This is a genomic window from Cellulomonas sp. P4_D11, from assembly GCF_056401915.1.
On record NZ_JBFUIK010000008.1, the window covers coordinates 77392 to 94431 of the forward strand.

Annotated in this window: 17 protein-coding genes; 7 read left to right on the plus strand and 10 right to left on the minus strand. The window is 72.0% G+C overall.

What is annotated here, in order from left to right; translation table 11 throughout:
* The first annotated feature begins 218 nt into the window (after positions 1 to 218).
* Positions 219 to 1601 (plus strand): hypothetical protein, encoded by a 1383-nt coding sequence (locus AC1DT4_RS07195; protein ID WP_477089093.1) that lies wholly within the window; start codon positions 219 to 221, stop codon positions 1599 to 1601.
* 8 nt (positions 1602 to 1609) lie between these two features.
* Here AC1DT4_RS07195 and AC1DT4_RS07200 read toward each other — a convergent pair whose 3' ends face one another.
* Both AC1DT4_RS07200 and arfA read right to left on the minus strand, forming a co-directional pair.
* Positions 1610 to 2608: an alpha/beta hydrolase gene (locus AC1DT4_RS07200; RefSeq protein WP_477089094.1), complete on the minus strand. Its 999-nt coding sequence runs from the start codon at positions 2606 to 2608 to the stop codon at positions 1610 to 1612.
* 40 nt (positions 2609 to 2648) lie between these two features.
* Positions 2649 to 4160 carry an arabinosylfuranosidase ArfA gene (gene arfA / locus AC1DT4_RS07205; RefSeq protein WP_477089095.1) on the minus strand — a complete coding sequence of 504 codons (1512 nt, stop codon included), beginning with the start codon at positions 4158 to 4160 and terminating at the stop codon, positions 2649 to 2651.
* A 108-nt stretch (positions 4161 to 4268) separates the two neighbouring features.
* On the opposite strand from arfA, the gene AC1DT4_RS07210 reads away from it, so the two are divergent.
* From AC1DT4_RS07210 to AC1DT4_RS07225, 4 genes are all read left to right on the plus strand, one after another.
* Entirely contained in the window at positions 4269 to 5708 is a 1440-nt protein-coding gene (locus AC1DT4_RS07210) for a Gfo/Idh/MocA family protein (RefSeq protein ID WP_477089096.1), read from the plus strand.
* Positions 5705 to 6622, plus strand: coding sequence for a DUF6807 domain-containing protein (locus tag AC1DT4_RS07215; RefSeq protein ID WP_477089097.1), 918 nt, complete (start codon positions 5705 to 5707; stop codon positions 6620 to 6622). The genes AC1DT4_RS07210 and AC1DT4_RS07215 overlap by 4 nt, the downstream gene beginning before the upstream one ends.
* A gap of 25 nt (positions 6623 to 6647) precedes the next feature.
* Entirely contained in the window at positions 6648 to 7373 is a 726-nt protein-coding gene (locus AC1DT4_RS07220) for a cupin domain-containing protein (protein ID WP_477089098.1), read from the plus strand.
* A gap of 70 nt (positions 7374 to 7443) precedes the next feature.
* Positions 7444 to 7953, plus strand: a complete 510-nt coding sequence (locus tag AC1DT4_RS07225) for a hypothetical protein (protein WP_477089099.1) — start codon at positions 7444 to 7446, stop codon at positions 7951 to 7953.
* Here the strand turns inward: AC1DT4_RS07225 and AC1DT4_RS07230 are convergent.
* The 3 genes from AC1DT4_RS07230 to AC1DT4_RS07240 are packed head-to-tail and all read right to left on the minus strand — an operon-like array spanning position 7915 to position 10878.
* A complete protein-coding gene (locus tag AC1DT4_RS07230; protein WP_477089100.1) occupies positions 7915 to 8478 on the minus strand; it encodes a flavodoxin family protein in 564 nt (187 codons plus the stop codon). The genes AC1DT4_RS07225 and AC1DT4_RS07230 overlap by 39 nt on opposite strands.
* Before the next feature lie 50 nt (positions 8479 to 8528).
* A complete protein-coding gene (locus tag AC1DT4_RS07235; RefSeq protein ID WP_477089147.1) occupies positions 8529 to 10166 on the minus strand; it encodes a bifunctional 3'-5' exonuclease/DNA polymerase in 1638 nt (545 codons plus the stop codon).
* A 46-nt stretch (positions 10167 to 10212) separates the two neighbouring features.
* Positions 10213 to 10878, minus strand: coding sequence for an NAD(P)-dependent oxidoreductase (locus AC1DT4_RS07240; protein WP_477089101.1), 666 nt, complete (start codon positions 10876 to 10878; stop codon positions 10213 to 10215).
* 65 nt (positions 10879 to 10943) lie between these two features.
* Between AC1DT4_RS07240 and AC1DT4_RS07245 the strand changes: the two genes are divergently transcribed.
* Positions 10944 to 11429, plus strand: coding sequence for a MarR family transcriptional regulator (locus AC1DT4_RS07245; protein ID WP_477089102.1), 486 nt, complete (start codon positions 10944 to 10946; stop codon positions 11427 to 11429).
* Between the two features lie 68 nt (positions 11430 to 11497).
* On the opposite strand, the gene AC1DT4_RS07250 is transcribed toward AC1DT4_RS07245, so the two are convergent.
* From AC1DT4_RS07250 to AC1DT4_RS07270, 5 genes are all read right to left on the minus strand, one after another.
* Entirely contained in the window at positions 11498 to 12145 is a 648-nt protein-coding gene (locus tag AC1DT4_RS07250) for a hypothetical protein (protein ID WP_477089103.1), read from the minus strand.
* 30 nt (positions 12146 to 12175) lie between these two features.
* A complete protein-coding gene (locus AC1DT4_RS07255) occupies positions 12176 to 12475 on the minus strand; it encodes a putative quinol monooxygenase (protein WP_477089104.1) in 300 nt (99 codons plus the stop codon).
* Positions 12472 to 13551, minus strand: coding sequence for a DUF6157 family protein (locus AC1DT4_RS07260; protein ID WP_477089105.1), 1080 nt, complete (start codon positions 13549 to 13551; stop codon positions 12472 to 12474). The genes AC1DT4_RS07255 and AC1DT4_RS07260 overlap by 4 nt, the downstream gene beginning before the upstream one ends.
* Before the next feature lie 75 nt (positions 13552 to 13626).
* Positions 13627 to 14838: an ABC transporter permease gene (locus tag AC1DT4_RS07265; protein WP_477089106.1), complete on the minus strand. Its 1212-nt coding sequence runs from the start codon at positions 14836 to 14838 to the stop codon at positions 13627 to 13629.
* A complete protein-coding gene (locus AC1DT4_RS07270; protein WP_477089107.1) occupies positions 14835 to 15770 on the minus strand; it encodes an ABC transporter ATP-binding protein in 936 nt (311 codons plus the stop codon). Before AC1DT4_RS07270 ends, AC1DT4_RS07265 begins: the two co-directional genes overlap by 4 nt.
* Positions 15771 to 15827: 57 nt before the next feature.
* On the opposite strand from AC1DT4_RS07270, the gene AC1DT4_RS07275 reads away from it, so the two are divergent.
* A complete protein-coding gene (locus tag AC1DT4_RS07275) occupies positions 15828 to 16964 on the plus strand; it encodes a glycoside hydrolase family 3 N-terminal domain-containing protein (protein WP_477089108.1) in 1137 nt (378 codons plus the stop codon).
* Positions 16965 to 17040 lie beyond the last annotated feature (76 nt).

Here is a 17040-nt window from a genome sequence, read left to right on the forward strand (position 1 = left end):
TGCTCGCACTCAACGCTGCGCCGCCCCGGGCTGTGGGACCGAGGCGCGGACACCTTTGGCACGACTGATCTCCCCGATCGGGCGGCTGATCGTGGCGCCGGCCAACCTCCGCTCCGAGCAGATCTCCGACAGGCGTTCGGGGCGAATTGATCATGGCTTCCACACCACCGCTCCGCCCATGGCTAATCTCTAGATGAGCGCGAGCAAGGGAGCCCGTCGTGATCGAGGAGAATTGGCACGAAGCGCGGTTGATCCCGACATCGGGGATCAACGGTGCGGACGAGCAGGAGCGTCGTGCGACTTCCGCGCTGCTTGCTGTGATGTGCGCGGTTCGAGAGTTCGGGCGATCGTTGACCAAGCCGTTCGGCGCTCCGTCGGGAACGGTCGAGGCTTACATCGAGGTGCCATTCATGCTCGGCGATTCGCGGGTATATCCGGATGGGTTGATTCGCGTGCGACGAGGGTCAAAGGCCTGGACGGCGCTCGTCGAAGTCAAGACGGGTGGCAATGCCCTCGCAGCGCCGCAGCTGGAGTCATACCTCGATGTGGCTCGAGAGCAGGGCTTCGATGCGGTGCTGACCATCTCGAACGAGATTCCTGCCGTCGCGGGGCAGCATCCGACCAAGATCGACAAGCGCAAGCTGCGGAAGGTCGACCTTCACCACCTCTCATGGACCCAGGTCTTGGCGGAGGCAGTGATGCAGAAGGAGTTCCGGGGAGTTGCCGACCCCGATCAGGCTTGGATCCTCGGTGAGCTGATCCGCTATCTGGAACATCCGCGCTCGGGAGCGCTCGAGTTCGACGACATGGGAGACAACTGGGTCCAGGTACGCGAGGCGGTGAAGGCCGGGACGCTTCGGGCGACCGACAAGGGAGTGACGGAGGTCGCCGCGCGGTTCGACGCGCTGCTCCGGTTTGCCTGCCTGAGTCTGGGGCGGCAGCTCGGAGCCGAGGTTGTCCCTGTGCTCTCTCGCCGCGAGCTGGCGGAGCCGCCTCTGAGGACACAAGCGCTCGTGGCGAGCCTTGTCGCGACGGGTCAATTGGTGGGAGCGGTGAGAATTCCCGCTACTGCCGGTGACCTCGTGGTCACCGCGGACCTTCGCGCTAGCACGATCACGTGCCACATCGACATCGACTCACCACGCGAAGGCCGTCCCACGACGCGAGTGAACTGGCTCGCGCGCCAACTCAAGGCAGCACCCGAGACTGTGCGAGTCGAAGCGTTCGTCATGCACGCGCGAGGCCCCGGTGCGGCTGAACTGCTGCGCGTCGTCCGGGAGAATCCGGCCAGTCTTGTCGTCGACCCGGCGCGCGAGATCAAGTCATTCCGCGTGGCGATGTCCATCGCCATGGGCGCGAAGCGAGGTCGGGGCCGTGGTGCATTCATCGACTCGGTTCTTGCGGGCGTCGATGTCTTCTACCTCGAGGTGGTCCAGCAGCTGAAAGCATGGTCTGCGACCCCGCCTCGACTGCGACCCGAACCAGCCCAGGAAGTTGACGAGCAGGACGTCGCACCCGCTCTGGTCTCGACTGCACTGTCGTCCCAGGACGGTTCCGAGCCTGCTCCGAAGCAAGCGTCGGCTGCGGTCGTGGCGGACTGAGACCACCGCTACGGCAGGTCGGCGACGAACTTCTCGATCGCGGCGAGCGCCTGCTTCCCGCCGTCGGTGCTGACATGGAACTGGTACTCGTGGCCCAGCGGCGGCACGTGGTCCGGCTCGAAGAACAGCGTCTCGTGCGGGACGTGGAGCTCCTCGAGCTTCGCGACGAGTGAGATCGAGTGACCCAGCGCGGAGTCGGCGTTGCCGCAGGAGACGAGGGCCGGCGGGAAGTCGGCGGTGAGGTGCTCGACCACCGAGATGCCGGCGAACCGGGGATCGTCGAGGTAGGCGGTGCTGCCCGTGAACGACCGCATCACGGAGTCGACGAACCACCGGTCCCGGCCACGCAGGCCTCGCGCGAGGGACATGTCGAACACGCCGCAGAAGAGGACCAGGCCGGCCAGCTGGTCGGGCCGGGTCCGCGGGTGGACGTCGAGGGAGGCCGCGTAGGCCGGGCTGGTGATGAGCCCCGCGACCTGCGACGCGATCTGCGCGCCCGCGGAGTCGCCCGCCAGCACCAGGCGCGTCGCGTCCACGCCCAGCTCGTCGGCGTGGTCGGTCAGGTAGACGAGCGCGTCGAGCACCTGCAGGACGGGCGTGGGGTAGATCGCTCGCGGCGCGATCGAGTACCCGATGCCGACCACGGTCGAGCCGCTCCCGGCGAGCACCCGGAGGTAGTTGGCGATGAGGTCCTTGCTGCCCGACAGCCACGCGCCGCCGTGCACCCACACGATCGTGGGGAGCGTGCAGTCGGACGTCGTCGACCGGTGGACGTCCAGCCGGGCGTCGCGGTCGCCGTCGCGGTACGGGATGTCGAGGACGGACACCACGTGCGCGGGGACGAACGGCGCGGTCGCGGTGAACCGCTCGTAGCCGTGCCGGTCGAAGCTGCGCCGGAGCATCACCGACGCCGGCTTCGGGCTGAGCCGCGCCGCGATCCCGAACCCGACGAGTCCCGCGGCGAGCAGGCCGACCAGCCATCCGAACCCGAGCGCGAGGCGTCTCATCCTTCGATCGTGCCACCGTCGTGCAAGCCCTCGGGTCCATTCAGTCGCGCGTGAGGCTGCCGGGCAGCGCGGTCCAGGACTCGGGGGCGAGCGTGACGACCGTGCGGCCCGTGCCGGCGGCCGGACCGTCGACCTCCGACACGTGCGCCTCGGCCACCCTGGCGGCGTGCTCCGGCCCCTCGACCGCCGGCTCGTGGTCGGCCGTGACCTGCACGCCGCGGCCCAGCGTGAGCGTCACGCCCGGGTGGGACAGCACGACCTCGACCGGCTCGGCGGAGCGGTTGACCAGGAACAACGCGGCGTCGGAGCCGTCGAGCGTGGCTGCGGCGGTGACCGTCGGGACGTCGCCGTGGGTGGCGGTCGACATGGTCGGGGCCGACACGCGCAGGTCGAGCGCGGTTCCGCGGGCCAGGCGCGCCGTCGTCGCGAAGGGGTGGAACGTCGGCTGCCGCCAGGCGGGGCCGCCCGGCTCGGTCATGATCGGCGCGATGACGTTGACCAGCTGAGCCAGGCACGCGACCGGCACGCGGTCGGCGTGGTTGAGCAGGGTGACCAGCAGGTCGCCGACGACCACGGCGTCCAGCGCCGAGTAGACGTCCTCGATGATCCGCGGCGCGTCTCGCTGGAGCGGCAGGTTCTTCTCGCCGACGAAGCGCGACTGCAGGTACCAGACGTTCCACTCGTCGAACGAGATGCTGATCTGCTTGTCGGACCGTCGGCGGGCGGCGACGGCGTCGGCAGAAGCCACGACGCGCCGGATGAACCGGTCCATCGAGGTGCCCGACCCGAGGAACGAGGCGCGGTCGCCGTCGAGCTCCTCGTAGTACGCGTGCATCGACACGTGGTCGACGACGTCCCACGTGTGCTCGAGGACGGTCTGCTCCCATGCGCCGAACGTGTCCATCATCATCGACGAGGACCCGCAGACCACGAGCTCGATCGACGGGTCCACCAGCCGCATGGCCTTGCCCGCCTCGGCGGCGAGCTTGCCGTACTCGTCGGCGTCCTTGTGCCCGATCTGCCACGGGCCGTCCATCTCGTTGCCGAGGCACCAGAGCTTCACGGCGTACGGCCTCTCGCGGCCGTTCGCGATGCGCAGGTCGGCCCACCGCGACCCGGCCTCGCCGTTGCAGTACTCGACCAGCGCTGCCGCCGCGGCGACCCCGCGGGTGCCCAGGTTGACGGCCATCATCGGCTCGATGCCCTCGCGCTCGGCCCACTGGAGGAACTCGTCGGTGCCGACCGTGTTGGGCTCGATGGTCCGCCAGGCGAGGTCGATGAACGGGAGGCGGTCGGGTCCGACGCCGTCCTCCCACACGTAGTTCGAGACGAAGTTGCCGCCCGGGTAGCGCACCATGCTCACGCCGAGCTCACGGGTCAGGTCCGCGACGTCCCGGCGGAAGCCGTGCTCGTCGGCCGACTCGTGCCCGGGCTCGTAGATCCCCGTGTAGACGGCGCGACCCAGGTGCTCGACGAACGAGCCGAACACGCGGCGGTCGATCTTGCCCACGCGGAAGTCGGGGTGCAGCAGGACGGTGGCGCGCTGGGACATCGGATCTCCTCTGTGCAACAACAGGTCCACCGCTTAGGCTACCTACCGACGGACAACGCTTTCCGCGTCTCCGTCGCGACGAGGCGACGACACACACCGAGGACACCCGTGAGCGACCAGAACCCCACCGCACCGCGTCCCGCATCGAGCAGCAGCACGTCCGCGAGCCCGGGCGTCATCCCCGAGTTCGCCCCCGCGCCCGTGGGTGGGCGGCTGCGCTACGCGGTCGCCGGAACAGGGCACCGGGCGGGCATGTACATCGGTGCGATCACGGGCGAGCACGCCGACGTCGCGTCGCTCGTCGCGCTGCTCGACACGAACCCGGGTCGCATGGCGCACTACGAGGCGGTCGTCTCGGACGCGCTGGGGCACCCCGCCGAGCTCCCGCAGTACGCGCCGGACGGGCTGGAGAAGATGATCGCCGAGCAGTCCGTCGACGTGGTCGTCGTGACCGCGCCCGACCACGCGCACGCGGAGCTGGTGGCGCGCGCGCTCGCGGCGGGTGCCGACGTGGTCGTCGAGAAGCCCCTCACCATCGACCGGCCCGGCTGCCGGCGGATCACGGGCGCGGTCCGCGAGACCGGCCGCGACGTCGTGATGACCTTCAACTACCGGTACGCGCCCCGGAACTCCTCGCTGCGCGAGGTCATCGCGTCGGGCGAGATCGGCGAGGTGACCAGCGTGCACTTCGAGTGGGCGCTCGACACCGTGCACGGCGCCGACTACTTCCGCCGCTGGCACCGCGACAAGAAGAACTCCGGCGGCCTCCTGGTGCACAAGGCGAGCCACCACTTCGACCTGGTCAACTGGTGGCTCGGCGACGTCCCGGCCCGCGTCTACGCCCGCGGCGGCCTGCGGTTCTACGGCGAGCGCAACGCCGCCGACCGCGGGCTGGGCGCACGCCCGGCACGCGGCACCGGCGTCGTCGGCGACCCGTTCACGCTGGACCTCAACGACGACCCGCGCCTCAAGTCGCTCTACCTCGACGCGGAGCAGCACGACGGCTACCTGCGGGACCAGGACGTCTTCGGTCCCGGCATCACCATCGAGGACAACATGGCGCTGCTCGTCGACTACCGGCGCGGCGCCACCCTGAGCTACTCGCTCAACGCGCACAGCCCCTGGGAGGGTTATCGGGTGACGGTCAACGGGACCGCGGGCCGAGCCGAGCTCGAGGTGGTCGAGCGCGGCGCGATCGAGCTCGACGAGGACGGCAACGCCCTGCTCGACCCGTCGGCCACCCCGACGTACGTCGGCGACTCCCTGCGTCCGGAGGGCGAGCGGCTGCTCGTGCAGAAGCACTGGGAGCGGGCCACGGAGTACGCGATCCCCGACGGCATCGGCGGTCACGGCGGCGGCGACGCGATCCTGCTCAAGGACGTGTTCCGACGCCACCTGCGCGTGTCCGACGACGCCCTCGGCCGCCCGGCGGGCTACCTCGACGGGCTGCGCGCCGTGGCGGTCGGCATCGCGGCCAACCAGTCGCTCGTCACGGGCCTCCCGGTGACGATCGCCGACCTGGACCTCGGTGCGGACCTGGCCCGATGACCGACCTCTCCGCGCTCCACGACGTCGGCCGGGCCGTCGACGTCGCTGTCGGCGGCACCACCCTCGCGCGCTACGTCTACGTCCCCACCGACGTGCAGCTGGAGAGCCCGCGCCCGTACCTGCACCCGGTCCGCACCCGCGGCGGCGACCTGGTCACCGCGTTCCGCCCGCACGACCACGTCTGGCACAAGGGCATCGCGTGGTCGCTGCCGGTGGTCGGCGAGCACAACTTCTGGGGCGGCCCCACGTACGTGCACGGGCAGGGGTACGTGCAGCTGGAGAACGACGGGTCGATGGACCACGTCGCGCTCACCTCGCTCGAGGTGTCCTCGGACCGGGTCGACGTCGCCCACACGCTCGCGTGGCACACGCAGGCGCGCGAGCACGTGGTCGACGAGCAGCGGTCGCTCGGCTTCGTCGTGCCCCCGTCGCGCGACGACTCCTGGGTGCTGACGTTCACGACCACGATGACCAACGTGTCGTCGGCCGACCTCACCATCGGCTCGCCGACGACGCGCGGCCGCGAGAACGCCGGCTACGGCGGGCTGTTCTGGCGCGGGCCTCGGTCGTTCACGGGCGGGACGCTGCTGGCCCCCGACTTCGCCGGCGGCGAGGAGATCCGCGGGAGCCGCGGACCGTGGATGGGGTTCGTCGGCCGGCACGACGAGACCGGCGGCGCGTCGACGGTCGTCATCGTCGACGGCACCGACAACCCGTCGCACCCGCCGCAGTGGTTCGCGCGGACCGAGCTGTTCGGCTGCCTCAACCCGGCGCCGTTCTTCTCGACCGAGGTGCCCTTCGCGCCGGGGGACTCGCTGACCTTCCGCTACGGGGTCGTGGTCGCCGACGGCGCGTCCAACGCCGCGACGGCCGCCGAGCTCGCCGCGCTGGGCGTGGACGTGCTGACGGCGTGAGGCTCGTCGGCGGGATGCTGGGCGCATGAGCGGACTTCCCGGCGGCGTCTCGGTCTCCCACCTGCGCGTCTACGACTGGCCCGCGTCCGACGGTGTGGGCCTGGCTGGCAGCGGGTCGCCGCACCTGCACGTCGCGTCGTCGGAGGCGTACGTCGTCCTGGGCGGGAGCGGCTCGGTGCAGACCCTCGGGCCGTCGGGGTTCGACGTGCACCCGCTGCGTCCGGGCTCGATCGTGTCGTTCGGCCCCGGGGTCGTGCACCGCGCCGTCAACGACGGTGACCTCGATGTGCTCGTGATCATGTCCAACGCCGGGCTGCCCGAGGCGGGCGACGCGGTCCTGACGTTCCCCGCGTCCGTGCTCGCCGACCCGGCCGCCTACCGCGCGGCGGCGACGCTGCCCGAGGGTGCCGACGACGAGCTCGCCGCGGCCGCCCGCCGCCGCCGCGACCTCGCGCTCGAGGGGTACGCCGAGCTGGGCGACGCGGTCGACCGCCTCGGCCCGACCGCCGCGCTCCAGCCGTTCCACGACGCCGCCGCGCGGCTCGTGCGGTCGCTGGTGCCGCACTGGCAGGACGTGTGGACCCGGACCGTCTACGCCGAGACGGAGTCGACCGCCGCCGCGCTCGAGGGGTTGATCCGAGGGGCCGCCCCGCACCTCGCCCGCGGGACCGTCTCGACCGTCGAGGCCGCGCCCGCCCCCCGGCGGTTCGGGATGTGCGGCCGGCTGCAGACCTGGCCGACGGCGGTCTGAGCGTCCGGCGCTGGTCGCGGTCCGTGGTGCGCCACCATAGGAACCCAGGCTGTCCGACGACGGAGGTTCGATGAGCGCGGAGCAACACTTCACTCGGGTCGACCGCTTCCTGCGCCACAAGGGAGCGGCCGAGGTGCTCTACGGGGCGCTGGTGTCGAGCGTGGTGCTCGCCGCCACGAGTGCCGGCGCCGACAGCGGCGACGTCGTCCTGGTCGCGACGGCGTTCGTCTCCGTGACCTACTGGCTCGCGCACGTCTACGCGGACGCGGTCGGCGGTCGCTTCGAGGACGTCGACCACAGCTCGGGGCACCGGCTCAAGCACGCGCTGCGCAACAACACCGGCGTGCTCCTCGGCAGCCTCCCCGTCCTCGCGGTCTTCGCGATCGGTCGGCTGCTCGGCATGAACGTCATCGACGCGGCGTTCCTCGCCCTCTGGTTCACGGTCGCGATGCTCGCCTCGGTCGCCGCGCTCGCCGCACACCGGGCGGGCGTCCGCGGGGCTGCCCTCGCGGGCGAGACGTTCCTCGCCGCGGGGTTCGGTCTACTGGTGATCGCCCTCAAGTACTTCTTCTCGCACTGACCTGCGCGCCGCCGGTCGCTCGGCGGCGAAGATCGCGATGCTGCGTCCCCACGACCGGGCGTGCTCGAGCTCGTCGGGGAGCAGCCCGCTGCTGCGCCCGCTCACCGTGAACGACTCGGGCGGCACCACCAGCCGCGCGCCCGCCCGGGTGAGCCGCTTCCCGATCGTGTGCGCTGCCGAGCCGGCGAGTCGACCGGCCAGGGCGGTGTCGAACACGGCCACCGACTGCCCCGCGACGCGGCCGACCAGCTCGTCGAGCCACTCCCGCACGCCGTCGCCCGGAGAGACCGTTCGGGCGCTCTGTTCGCGGGCCGTGTCCCTCGTGCGCGGCGTGGACAGGCCGCGCTGGTGGGTCGGCGCGCCGACGACGAGCAAGCCGGGCGGGTGGTCCAGTCGCGGAGGGCCGGCCACGCCGACCTCGCACACGGTCACCGGGACCCGGACCTCCGCGATGCCGGCGGCGACGGCCTCGGCGACCGCGGCGGTGCTGCCGTACATCGACTCGAACACCACGAGAGCACTCATGCGCTCACGATCCCGTTGCCGGCGGCCCGCGGCCCGGGTCCAACGTCCTGCTACTTGGCCTGGTCGTACGTGTCGACGACGGCCACGTTCAGCGCGAAGTCCACGGGCGTGTCCCCGAACAGCAGCCGCCCGGCCTCGACCGCGGACGCGCGCACGACCTCGGCCACGTCCTCCGCCACCGACGCGGGCGCGTGCACCATGACCTCGTCGTGCAGGAAGAACACCAGGTGCGGTCGGCCCTCCAGGGCCAGGAGCCGACGCCGCAGCGACGCCATCCAGCACAGCGCCCACTCGGCGGCGGTGCCCTGCACGATGAAGTTGCGCGTGAACCGGCCCCAGTCCCGGCCGTGCCGCCGGGCGGCCCGCACGTCCTCGGCGTCGGCGCCCTCGGCGGACGCGGCCCGCAGCTCGGCCTGGCGCGCGGCGTCCGGGGCGGGGGAGGTCCGGCCGAGCCACGTGGAGACCACGTCGCCGCGCTCGCCGGCGCGGGCCGCGGCCTCGACCATCGCGACCGCCCGCGGGTACGCCCTGGTCAGGCGCGGCATGAGGACCGCGGACGGGCCCGTGGTCGCGCCGTAGATCGCGCCGAGCATCGCGTACTTGGCCTCGGACCGGGTCTCGACGATGCCCGCGTCGACCACGCCCTGGTACAGGTCGGCGTGCCTGCCCGCCGCGGCCATGGCCCCGTCGCCCGACATCGCGGCGAGCACGCGCGGCTCCAGCTGCGCGGCGTCCGCGACCACCAGCGCCCAGCCCGGGTCGGCGCGCACCGCGGCCCGGATGCTCGCGGGCAGCTGCAGGGCGCCGCCCCCGCTGGTGGCCCACCGCCCGGTGACGACGCCGCCGGGCACGTAGTCGGGCCGGAACCGCCCGTCGTGCACCCACGCCTCCATCCACGCCCACCCGTTGGCGCTCAGCAGCCGCGACAGCTTCTTGTACGCGAGCAGGGGATCGCGGACGGGATGCTCGAGGGCCTTGATCTCGTACGTCCTCGTCGACTCGACGTCGCAGCCGGCGGCCCGCAGCCCGCGCAGGAGGTCGGGCTGCGAGTCGAGGTTGAGCGACGGCTGCCCGAGCGCCGCGCGGACCTCGTCGGCAAGCGCCTCGAGCTTGGCCGGCCGACCGCTGCGAGGACGCGGCCCGAGCAGATCGGTGAGCAGCGCGTCGTGCGCCTCGACGCTCCACGGCATGCCGTCGTGCTGCATCTCGGCGGCGATGAGCGCGCCGGTGGACTCGGCCGCGAGGAGCAGGCGCAGGCGGCCGGGCTCCACCGCGCCCGCGACGGCCGCGAGCTGGCGCCGGAGCTCGTCCAGCGGGTCGTCGGGAACCTCGGTGCGAGGCTCGTCGAACAGGCTGACCTCGACGGGCGCCGACGTGCGCGGCCCGTCCCACGGGCCCGGCCCGGCCGTCGCGAGCTCGGACGACTGCGAGTACACGCTCCGCCGCAGGATCGCGTGGCAGAGCCGCAGGTCGTGGCACCGCTCGACCCGGACGCCCGCGGCCAGCAGCGGCGGGTACCGGCGGGACGTGTCGTCCCAGACCCACCGCGGCCGGTCGGCCTCGCGCTCGCGGACGGCCGCCGCCAGGTCGTCGGCCGCGACGGGTTCCGACGCCTCCGGCGCTCCGTCGTCGGACAGCGACTGCAGCACGACGCCGTCGGGGCGCGACGGGTCGTCGGCGAGCAGCAGCAAGGGCACAGCTCATTGTCGCCGCCGGGTCCGACAGGGGACGGCTTCAGCTCGCGGCGCCGACCACGTGCCCGACCGTCTCGGGCTGGTCGAGGACCCGCAGCATCAGGTGGGCGACGTCGGCGCGCGAGATCGACCAGCCGCCCCGGACGTTCTGGTCGAGCGCGGTCCGGTACTCGCCGGTCAGGGCCTTGTCCGTCAGCTTCGGCGGGCGCGCGATCGTCCAGTCGAGCCCACTGCCCCTGACCACGTCCTCCATGGCCGCGAGGTCGGCGTAGTGGTCCTTGAACAGCACCTTCGGGATGCGGCTGACGAGGTGGCGCATGAAGAACCCGTCGCCGGCGTCGTGCTTCGGCGGGTGCGGGATCGCGGGGGAAGGCACGGTCCCGATCGGCGCCGCGCTGACGACCACGAGCCGCGCGGAGCCCGTCGCGCGCATGGCGTCGACGATCGCCCGCGTCCCTCGGGTCGCGATTCCCTCGTCGGCCTTCGTCCGAGCCCCGAGCCCCGAGAGGACGGCGTCGGCACCCGCGACAGCGTTCTGCAGCGCGGCCGTGTCCTGCGCCAGGTCGACGGTGACCACGCGGGCCGTCGTGCTCGGCAGCCTGCGCGGGTCGCGGACCACGGCGGTGACGTCGTGGCCGGCGGCGGTGGCCTGCTCGAGCAGCTGACGTCCGATGCCGCCGGTCGCGGCGATGATCGTGAGCTTCATGGGTGTGCTCCGGGTCTCGGTGTACGGTCTGTTCAGAGAACAAGAAGATATGGAGAACGTAACATATGAATGTCGAAGCGTCTGCCGACGACCGCCGCCGCAAGCGCCGCCTGGCCGTCTCCGTGCGCGAGTCGATGCGGGAGCTGAGCATCCAGCTGGCCCTCCTCAACCACCAGGTCGGCCAGCGGCTCGACATGCGCGACGTCGACCTCGACTGCCTCGACCTCATCAACCGCCACGGACCGCTGGGCGCGTCCGCGCTGGCCCGCCTGGCCGGCCTGCACCCCGCGACCATGACCGGCGTGCTCGACCGACTCGAGAAGGGCGGCTGGATCGTGCGCGAGCGCTCACCCGAGGACCGCCGCGCCATCGTCGTCCGCGCCGCGAAGGAGCGCGGAGCCGAGATCTACCAGCTGTACTCGGGCATGAACGGCTCGATGGAGAAGCTGCTCGATGACTACTCGGAGCAGGAGCTGTCGGTGATCGCGGACTTCCTCACCCGTGCCCGCGACGCGGGTGCCGTGGCGACCGAGGACCTCGTCCGCGACTGAGGGGTGCGACGCGTGTCGCGTTGCCGACCTGCGTCGTTCCGTCGGCCGGCGGTGCACGTCGACCCCGCTCAGATGTCCCCGGACGGCATCGCCGCCAGCTGCGTCAGGTAGGCCTCGACCTCGTCGGACCCCAGGGTCCCGATCCGGTCTTCTGCCGCCTCCAGCCCCCGGTTGCTCGCGGCGTCGATCTCCATGCAGTACGGGATGTCGTCGTAGCAGAGGGTGAGGAACGGGGCGTCGAAGTTCTTGGTCGACCGCGTGCTCCCCGAGAAGCTCGGGCCGAGGGAGTCGCCGCTCGGCCAGCGGTTGGGGTAGTACTCCGTGAATCCGTTGTAGTCCGCGATGTCGCGCCAGATCGCCGGTCCGTCGTCGATCGACGAGAAGCGGGCGATGAACACGTCGACGGCCTGGTCGGGCCAGTAGCAGTGCCAGGACTCCTGGGCCTCCGGGAAGTAGTCGTCACCGCGGAGGCGGTCGCAGTCGGCGACGACGACCTGGTTCGGGTCGAACGCCCACATCGCGCCGGTGAGGCCCTCGAGCGGGAGGCACGGGTCCGTCTCGATGTGGTTCCAGCACGTCGGCGTCTCGGGTGCGGCCTCGACGTGGTGGGAGACCGCGACTGCGGCCGCGATCGCTCCGGCGATGAGGAGCACGTTGCCGACAGCCGCGACCACGATGATCCAGGCGGTGCGGGGAGGGGCCGGCGCGTTCGTCACAGGGCTCTATCGGCCCGAGCCGGCTCGTCCTCAAGCCCCCAACCCACCGACCACGTCACCCTCGACGCTCGTGAACTCTCCGGCGAGCAGGGGCATCGCCTCGGCGATTGCGGCACGCGTGGCCGGGAGCTGCAGGGACGCCGCATGGTGCGCGGCCGACTCCCAGACCTCGGACACCGCGATGAGGTCCTCGTCGTCTGCCACGAGCGACACCACGTACGACCGGCAGCCGACCGAGGCGAGGCCCGAGACGTCGCGCAGCAGGATCTCCACCACGGCGGACCGCCGCCCGGGGAGGGTCCGCGTGGTCCCGGTGTACGAGTACGTCATCGCCGCGAGCTCCGCATCGCCGCCGTCACGGTGACCGCGGAGCCGTCGGGCGCCGTCCCCGCGGCGAGCGACGAGTACTCCGCCGACCCGACCGGATACACGGCCAGCCGCCCGTCGGCGTCGGCGTGGATGCCCCAGCCGTACCGCTTGCCCAGGTCGCTCGACCGCAGGCAGGCGTGCGGCGTGGAGTAGAACGCGGCCCACTCGTCGGCGGACGCGGCGTCGACGTCGTGCCGCGACGCCCAGACCCGGAAGATCACGTCCGACGAGCGCAGCTGATAGGGCGAGGAGGCGATCAGGTCGAAGGTCGCCGACGCGATGGTCGGGGCGTCGCCGCGGGGGACGGGCTCGACGGCGGTCGCGCGGTCGAGATCGGGCGCGACCGCGATGAACGTGGAGGTGTAGTCGACGTTCTCCATCCAGCCGACGCTAGCGCGAGCCTCCGACAACCCCGGGCGGCTCATCGGGAAGATCCACGGCCCCGCCTCGTCGGTCGCCATCGGCACCCGGGATCGCACGGGCTCGTAGCCGAGCGCCGAGTAGTACGCGACGTTGTCGGGCTTGGTCGTCTCGAGGTACGACGGCCCGCCGGCGGCGTCGACCAGCCCGAAGGCGGTCGCCATCAGGCGCTTCCCGCGGCCGGCGCGCTGCAGGTCCGGCCGCACCCCGAGCGCCTCGACGTACCAGGCGTCGGACGGCACGCCCGCCGAGGTCACGTCGCCGAAGCGGATGATCCCGACGCTGTGCTCACGGGTGTGCGCCGCGATCCGCACGATCCGGAACGCCTGGCGCCACCAGCGCAGCGCGGTCATCGGGTACGTCCCCGGTGGGTACAGCGCGATCGCGCCGGTCACCTCGCCGTCCAGCCGCGTGACGAACGCGTGCCCGTACCGCACCGAGTCCGACAGGGTCATGCGGTAGAGCGCGCGCAGCTCCCGCTCACGACGAGCGCGGACGGGAAACAGGTGCACGAACCCCGGGTCGTCGGCGAGCGCCGCCGCCAGGACCGCCGCAGCCTCGGCGATCCCGGACGGGAGGAGCGGCTCGACGGCATCGGGCGGCGGGGGCGCGGACATGTCGGGCATCCTCTAGGGGACATGCGTCCAGCTGCAACCCCGACGGGTGATGGACAGTGCCGTTGACCTGCAGGTTCAGGACCTCGCTAGTGCATCCTTCAACTTGATCCGGCCGCCGCTGCGCAGCACCGCGTTGGAGTAGACGCGGCCGGCGAACCAGACGAGCACGGGGATGAGGGCCAGCGACAGGCCGAGCGCGAGGGCGACCTCCCACGGCTCCACCTCGCCCAGCGCGATCCGCATCGGCATGAGCAGCGGCGCGCAGAACGGGATGTAGGACAGCCACACGACGATCGGGTTGGTCGGGTCCCACGGCGCGATGGACACGCCGATGATGTACGGGATCATCATCAGCGTCATGACCGGCGCGGTCACCGAGCCGACGTCCTCCTGCCGCGACACGAGCGCCGCGAGGGCACCCAGCGCCAGCGCGTACATCGTGAAGCCGATGACGAACCAGATCACCACCCACAGGGCCGTCACGCCCAGGTTGATCGAGCTGGTGTCGACGAGCCCGAGCGCGACGGCGGTCCCCGCGCCCGCGCCGACGACGAGCACCACCTGGGACAGGCCGATCACCCCGATGCCCAGCACCTTGCCGGCCATGAGCTGCCACGGCCGGACCGTCGCCAGCAGCAGCTCGACCACGCGGCTCGACTTCTCCTCGACGACGCCCTGCGCCACCAGCTGCCCCGCGGTCATCAGCGAGATGAACAGCAGGATCCCGGCGACGAACCCCGCGACGATCTGTCCGCCGTCGCGCTCCGGCTCGGGCTCGAGCGCGGTGACGTCGGGCGACGCCTGCGCGATCTCGCGGCCCACCTCGCCGGGGTCGCCCCCGAGGTCGGTGACCGCCGACGACAGGGCCTCCTGCTGCGCCAGCGACGCGAACGTCGGCGCGAGGGAGTCGGAGAGCTTGGTGTGCACGACGACCGTCAGCGGCTCCGTCGACGTCACCAGCGCGTCGATCGTCCCGTCCTTGAGCAGCGCCTCGCCGGCGGCCTGGTCGGACACGTCCTGCGTCTCGATCGTCGCGCCGGTCACCTTGCCGGTGGCCACGATCTGGTCGGTGATGCCCGCGGCGTCGGGCGTGACGCCGACGTGCTGCGTGGAGTCGCTCTTGCCGACGAGGTTGAGCAGCACCCCGCCCAGGACGACGGCGGCGACGAGCGCGATCGTCGTCCAGACGAAGGCCTTGGACCGGACGCGGGTGCTGATCTCGCGGCCCGCGATGAGCCGGACGGCAGCCCCGGAGGACAGCTCGACGATGGTCGGTCGGGGGCTCATGCGGACACCGCCTCACGCTCGGTCGCCTCGGCGTCCGTGCTGACCACGTGCCGGTAGAGCTCGGTGAGCGACGGCCGCAGCAGGCTGAACTCGCGGACCGCGCCGGCGGCCAGCGCCGCCTGCAGGATCGCCTGGTCGGCGTCGTCGGCAGCATGTCCCTGCACCTCGACCACCGACCGTGGCCCGTCCGTCGAGACCACGCGTGCCGACGGGACCGCCGACACCCACGCGGCCGCCGGCGCGCCGTCCACCACCCAGCGCCGGTGATCGGTCCGCCGCAGCTCCTCGATCCCGCCGAAGGCCACCATCGACCCGCTCTTGATGATGCCGACCCGGTCGCACAGAGCCTCGACCAGCTCGAGCTGGTGCGACGAGAAGAGGACGGGCACGCCCGCCGCGGCCTGGTCGCGCAGCACGCCGCTCATCACGTCGACGGCGACCGGGTCGAGGCCGGAGAACGGCTCGTCGAGCACGAGGATCTCGGGGAAGTGGATGAGCGCAGCGGCAAGCTGCACGCGCTGCTGGTTGCCGAGGGACAGCTTGAGGATCTCGTCGCCGCGCCGCTCCGCGATGCCCAGCACCTCGGTCCAGTGCTCCATCGCCTCCTTGGCGGACGAGGCCGAGAGCCCGTGCAGCCGTGCGAGGTAGGTCAGCTGGTCGCTGACCTTCATGCGCGGGTAGAGGCCGCGCTCCTCGGGCATGTACCCGATGCGGCGCCGCACGGCCAGGTCGACCGGCCTGCCGTCCCAGCGCACCTCGCCCGAGTCGGCCTCCAGCACGCCGAGCACGATCCGCATGGTCGTCGACTTGCCGGCCCCGTTCGAGCCGACGAAGCCGACGATCTCGCCCGCGCGGACCTCCATCGAGAGGTCGCGCAGCGCGCGGATGTCGCCGTAGGTCTTGTTGAGGGACTCCATCGTCAGTGCGCCCATGCGCTCGATCCAAACATGCCGCACCCACCCGGATCGACCCCATAGCAAGATGCAGTCATGCGATCCGCCGCTGTCTGGGGTGTCGGGTTGGTCCTGGCGCTCGCGGCCTGCTCCGGCGGTGCGGCGTCGGCACCGCCCACGTCAGCGCTCCCGACCCCGACCGCTTCGCCCGACCCGCTGGACGGGTGGACCCTCGAGCAGAAGATCGGCCAGATCGTCATGGTCGGCGTCAACCTCGCGGCGCCGCAGCAGGCGAGCATCGACGCCGTGACCGACTCGCACGTCGGCAACGTGTTCCTGCAGAACCGATCGGCGGCGGGCACGGAGTCCGTCCTCGACCTGGTCCACGAGCTCACCGACCAGGTCTCCGACGACACGACGCACGGCACCCCGCTGTTCGTCGGCGTCGACCAGGAGGGCGGCCAGGTGCAGACGCTCACGGGTCCCGGGTTCAGCACGATGCCCGCCGCGCTGACGCAGGGGTCGATGTCGGCCGCCGACCTGCAGGCTGCCGCCACGACGTGGGGTCAGGAGCTGGCCGCCGCGGGCGTGACCGTGAACCTCGCGCCCGTCGCCGACATCCCGACCGAGCAGGGGGCCGCGTCCAACGCCCCGATCGGCCACTACCAGCGCGAGTTCGGCTACGACCTGTCCACGGTCACCACGCACGCCGACGCGTTCGCCGCGGGAATGTCCGCCGCGGGCGTCGACACCGCCGTGAAGCACTTCCCCGGCCTGGGCCGCGTCACCGGCGACACCGACACGACGGCGAACGTCACCGACGACGTCACGAGCCCGTCGTCGAACCAGGTCGCGTCGTTCCAGCACGCCGTCGACCGCGAGACGCCTTTCGTCATGGTCTCGACGGCGATCTACGCCCTCATCGACCCGACCGCGCCGGCCGCGTTCTCGACACCCGTGGTCACCGACCTGCTGCGCGGCACCCTCGGCTTCGACGGGGTCGTCATCACGGACGACGTCTCCGCCGCGGAACAGGTCGCCGCCTGGAGCCCGGGCGACCGCGCAGTCGACGCGATCGAGGCCGGCTGCGACATCGTCCTGGCCTCCAAGGACCCGACCGTCCTGCCGGCGATGATTGCGGCCCTCACGCAGAAGGCGCAGGCCGACGACGCCTTCGCGGCGAAGGTCGACGCGGCGGTCCTGCGGGTCCTGGCCGCGAAGCACGCGCGCTGAGAACGTCACGTCGCCGTGAGAACGGCAGCTCACGGTGACGTCGTCGCGGGGAAGTGACGTTCTCGCGACGACGCCC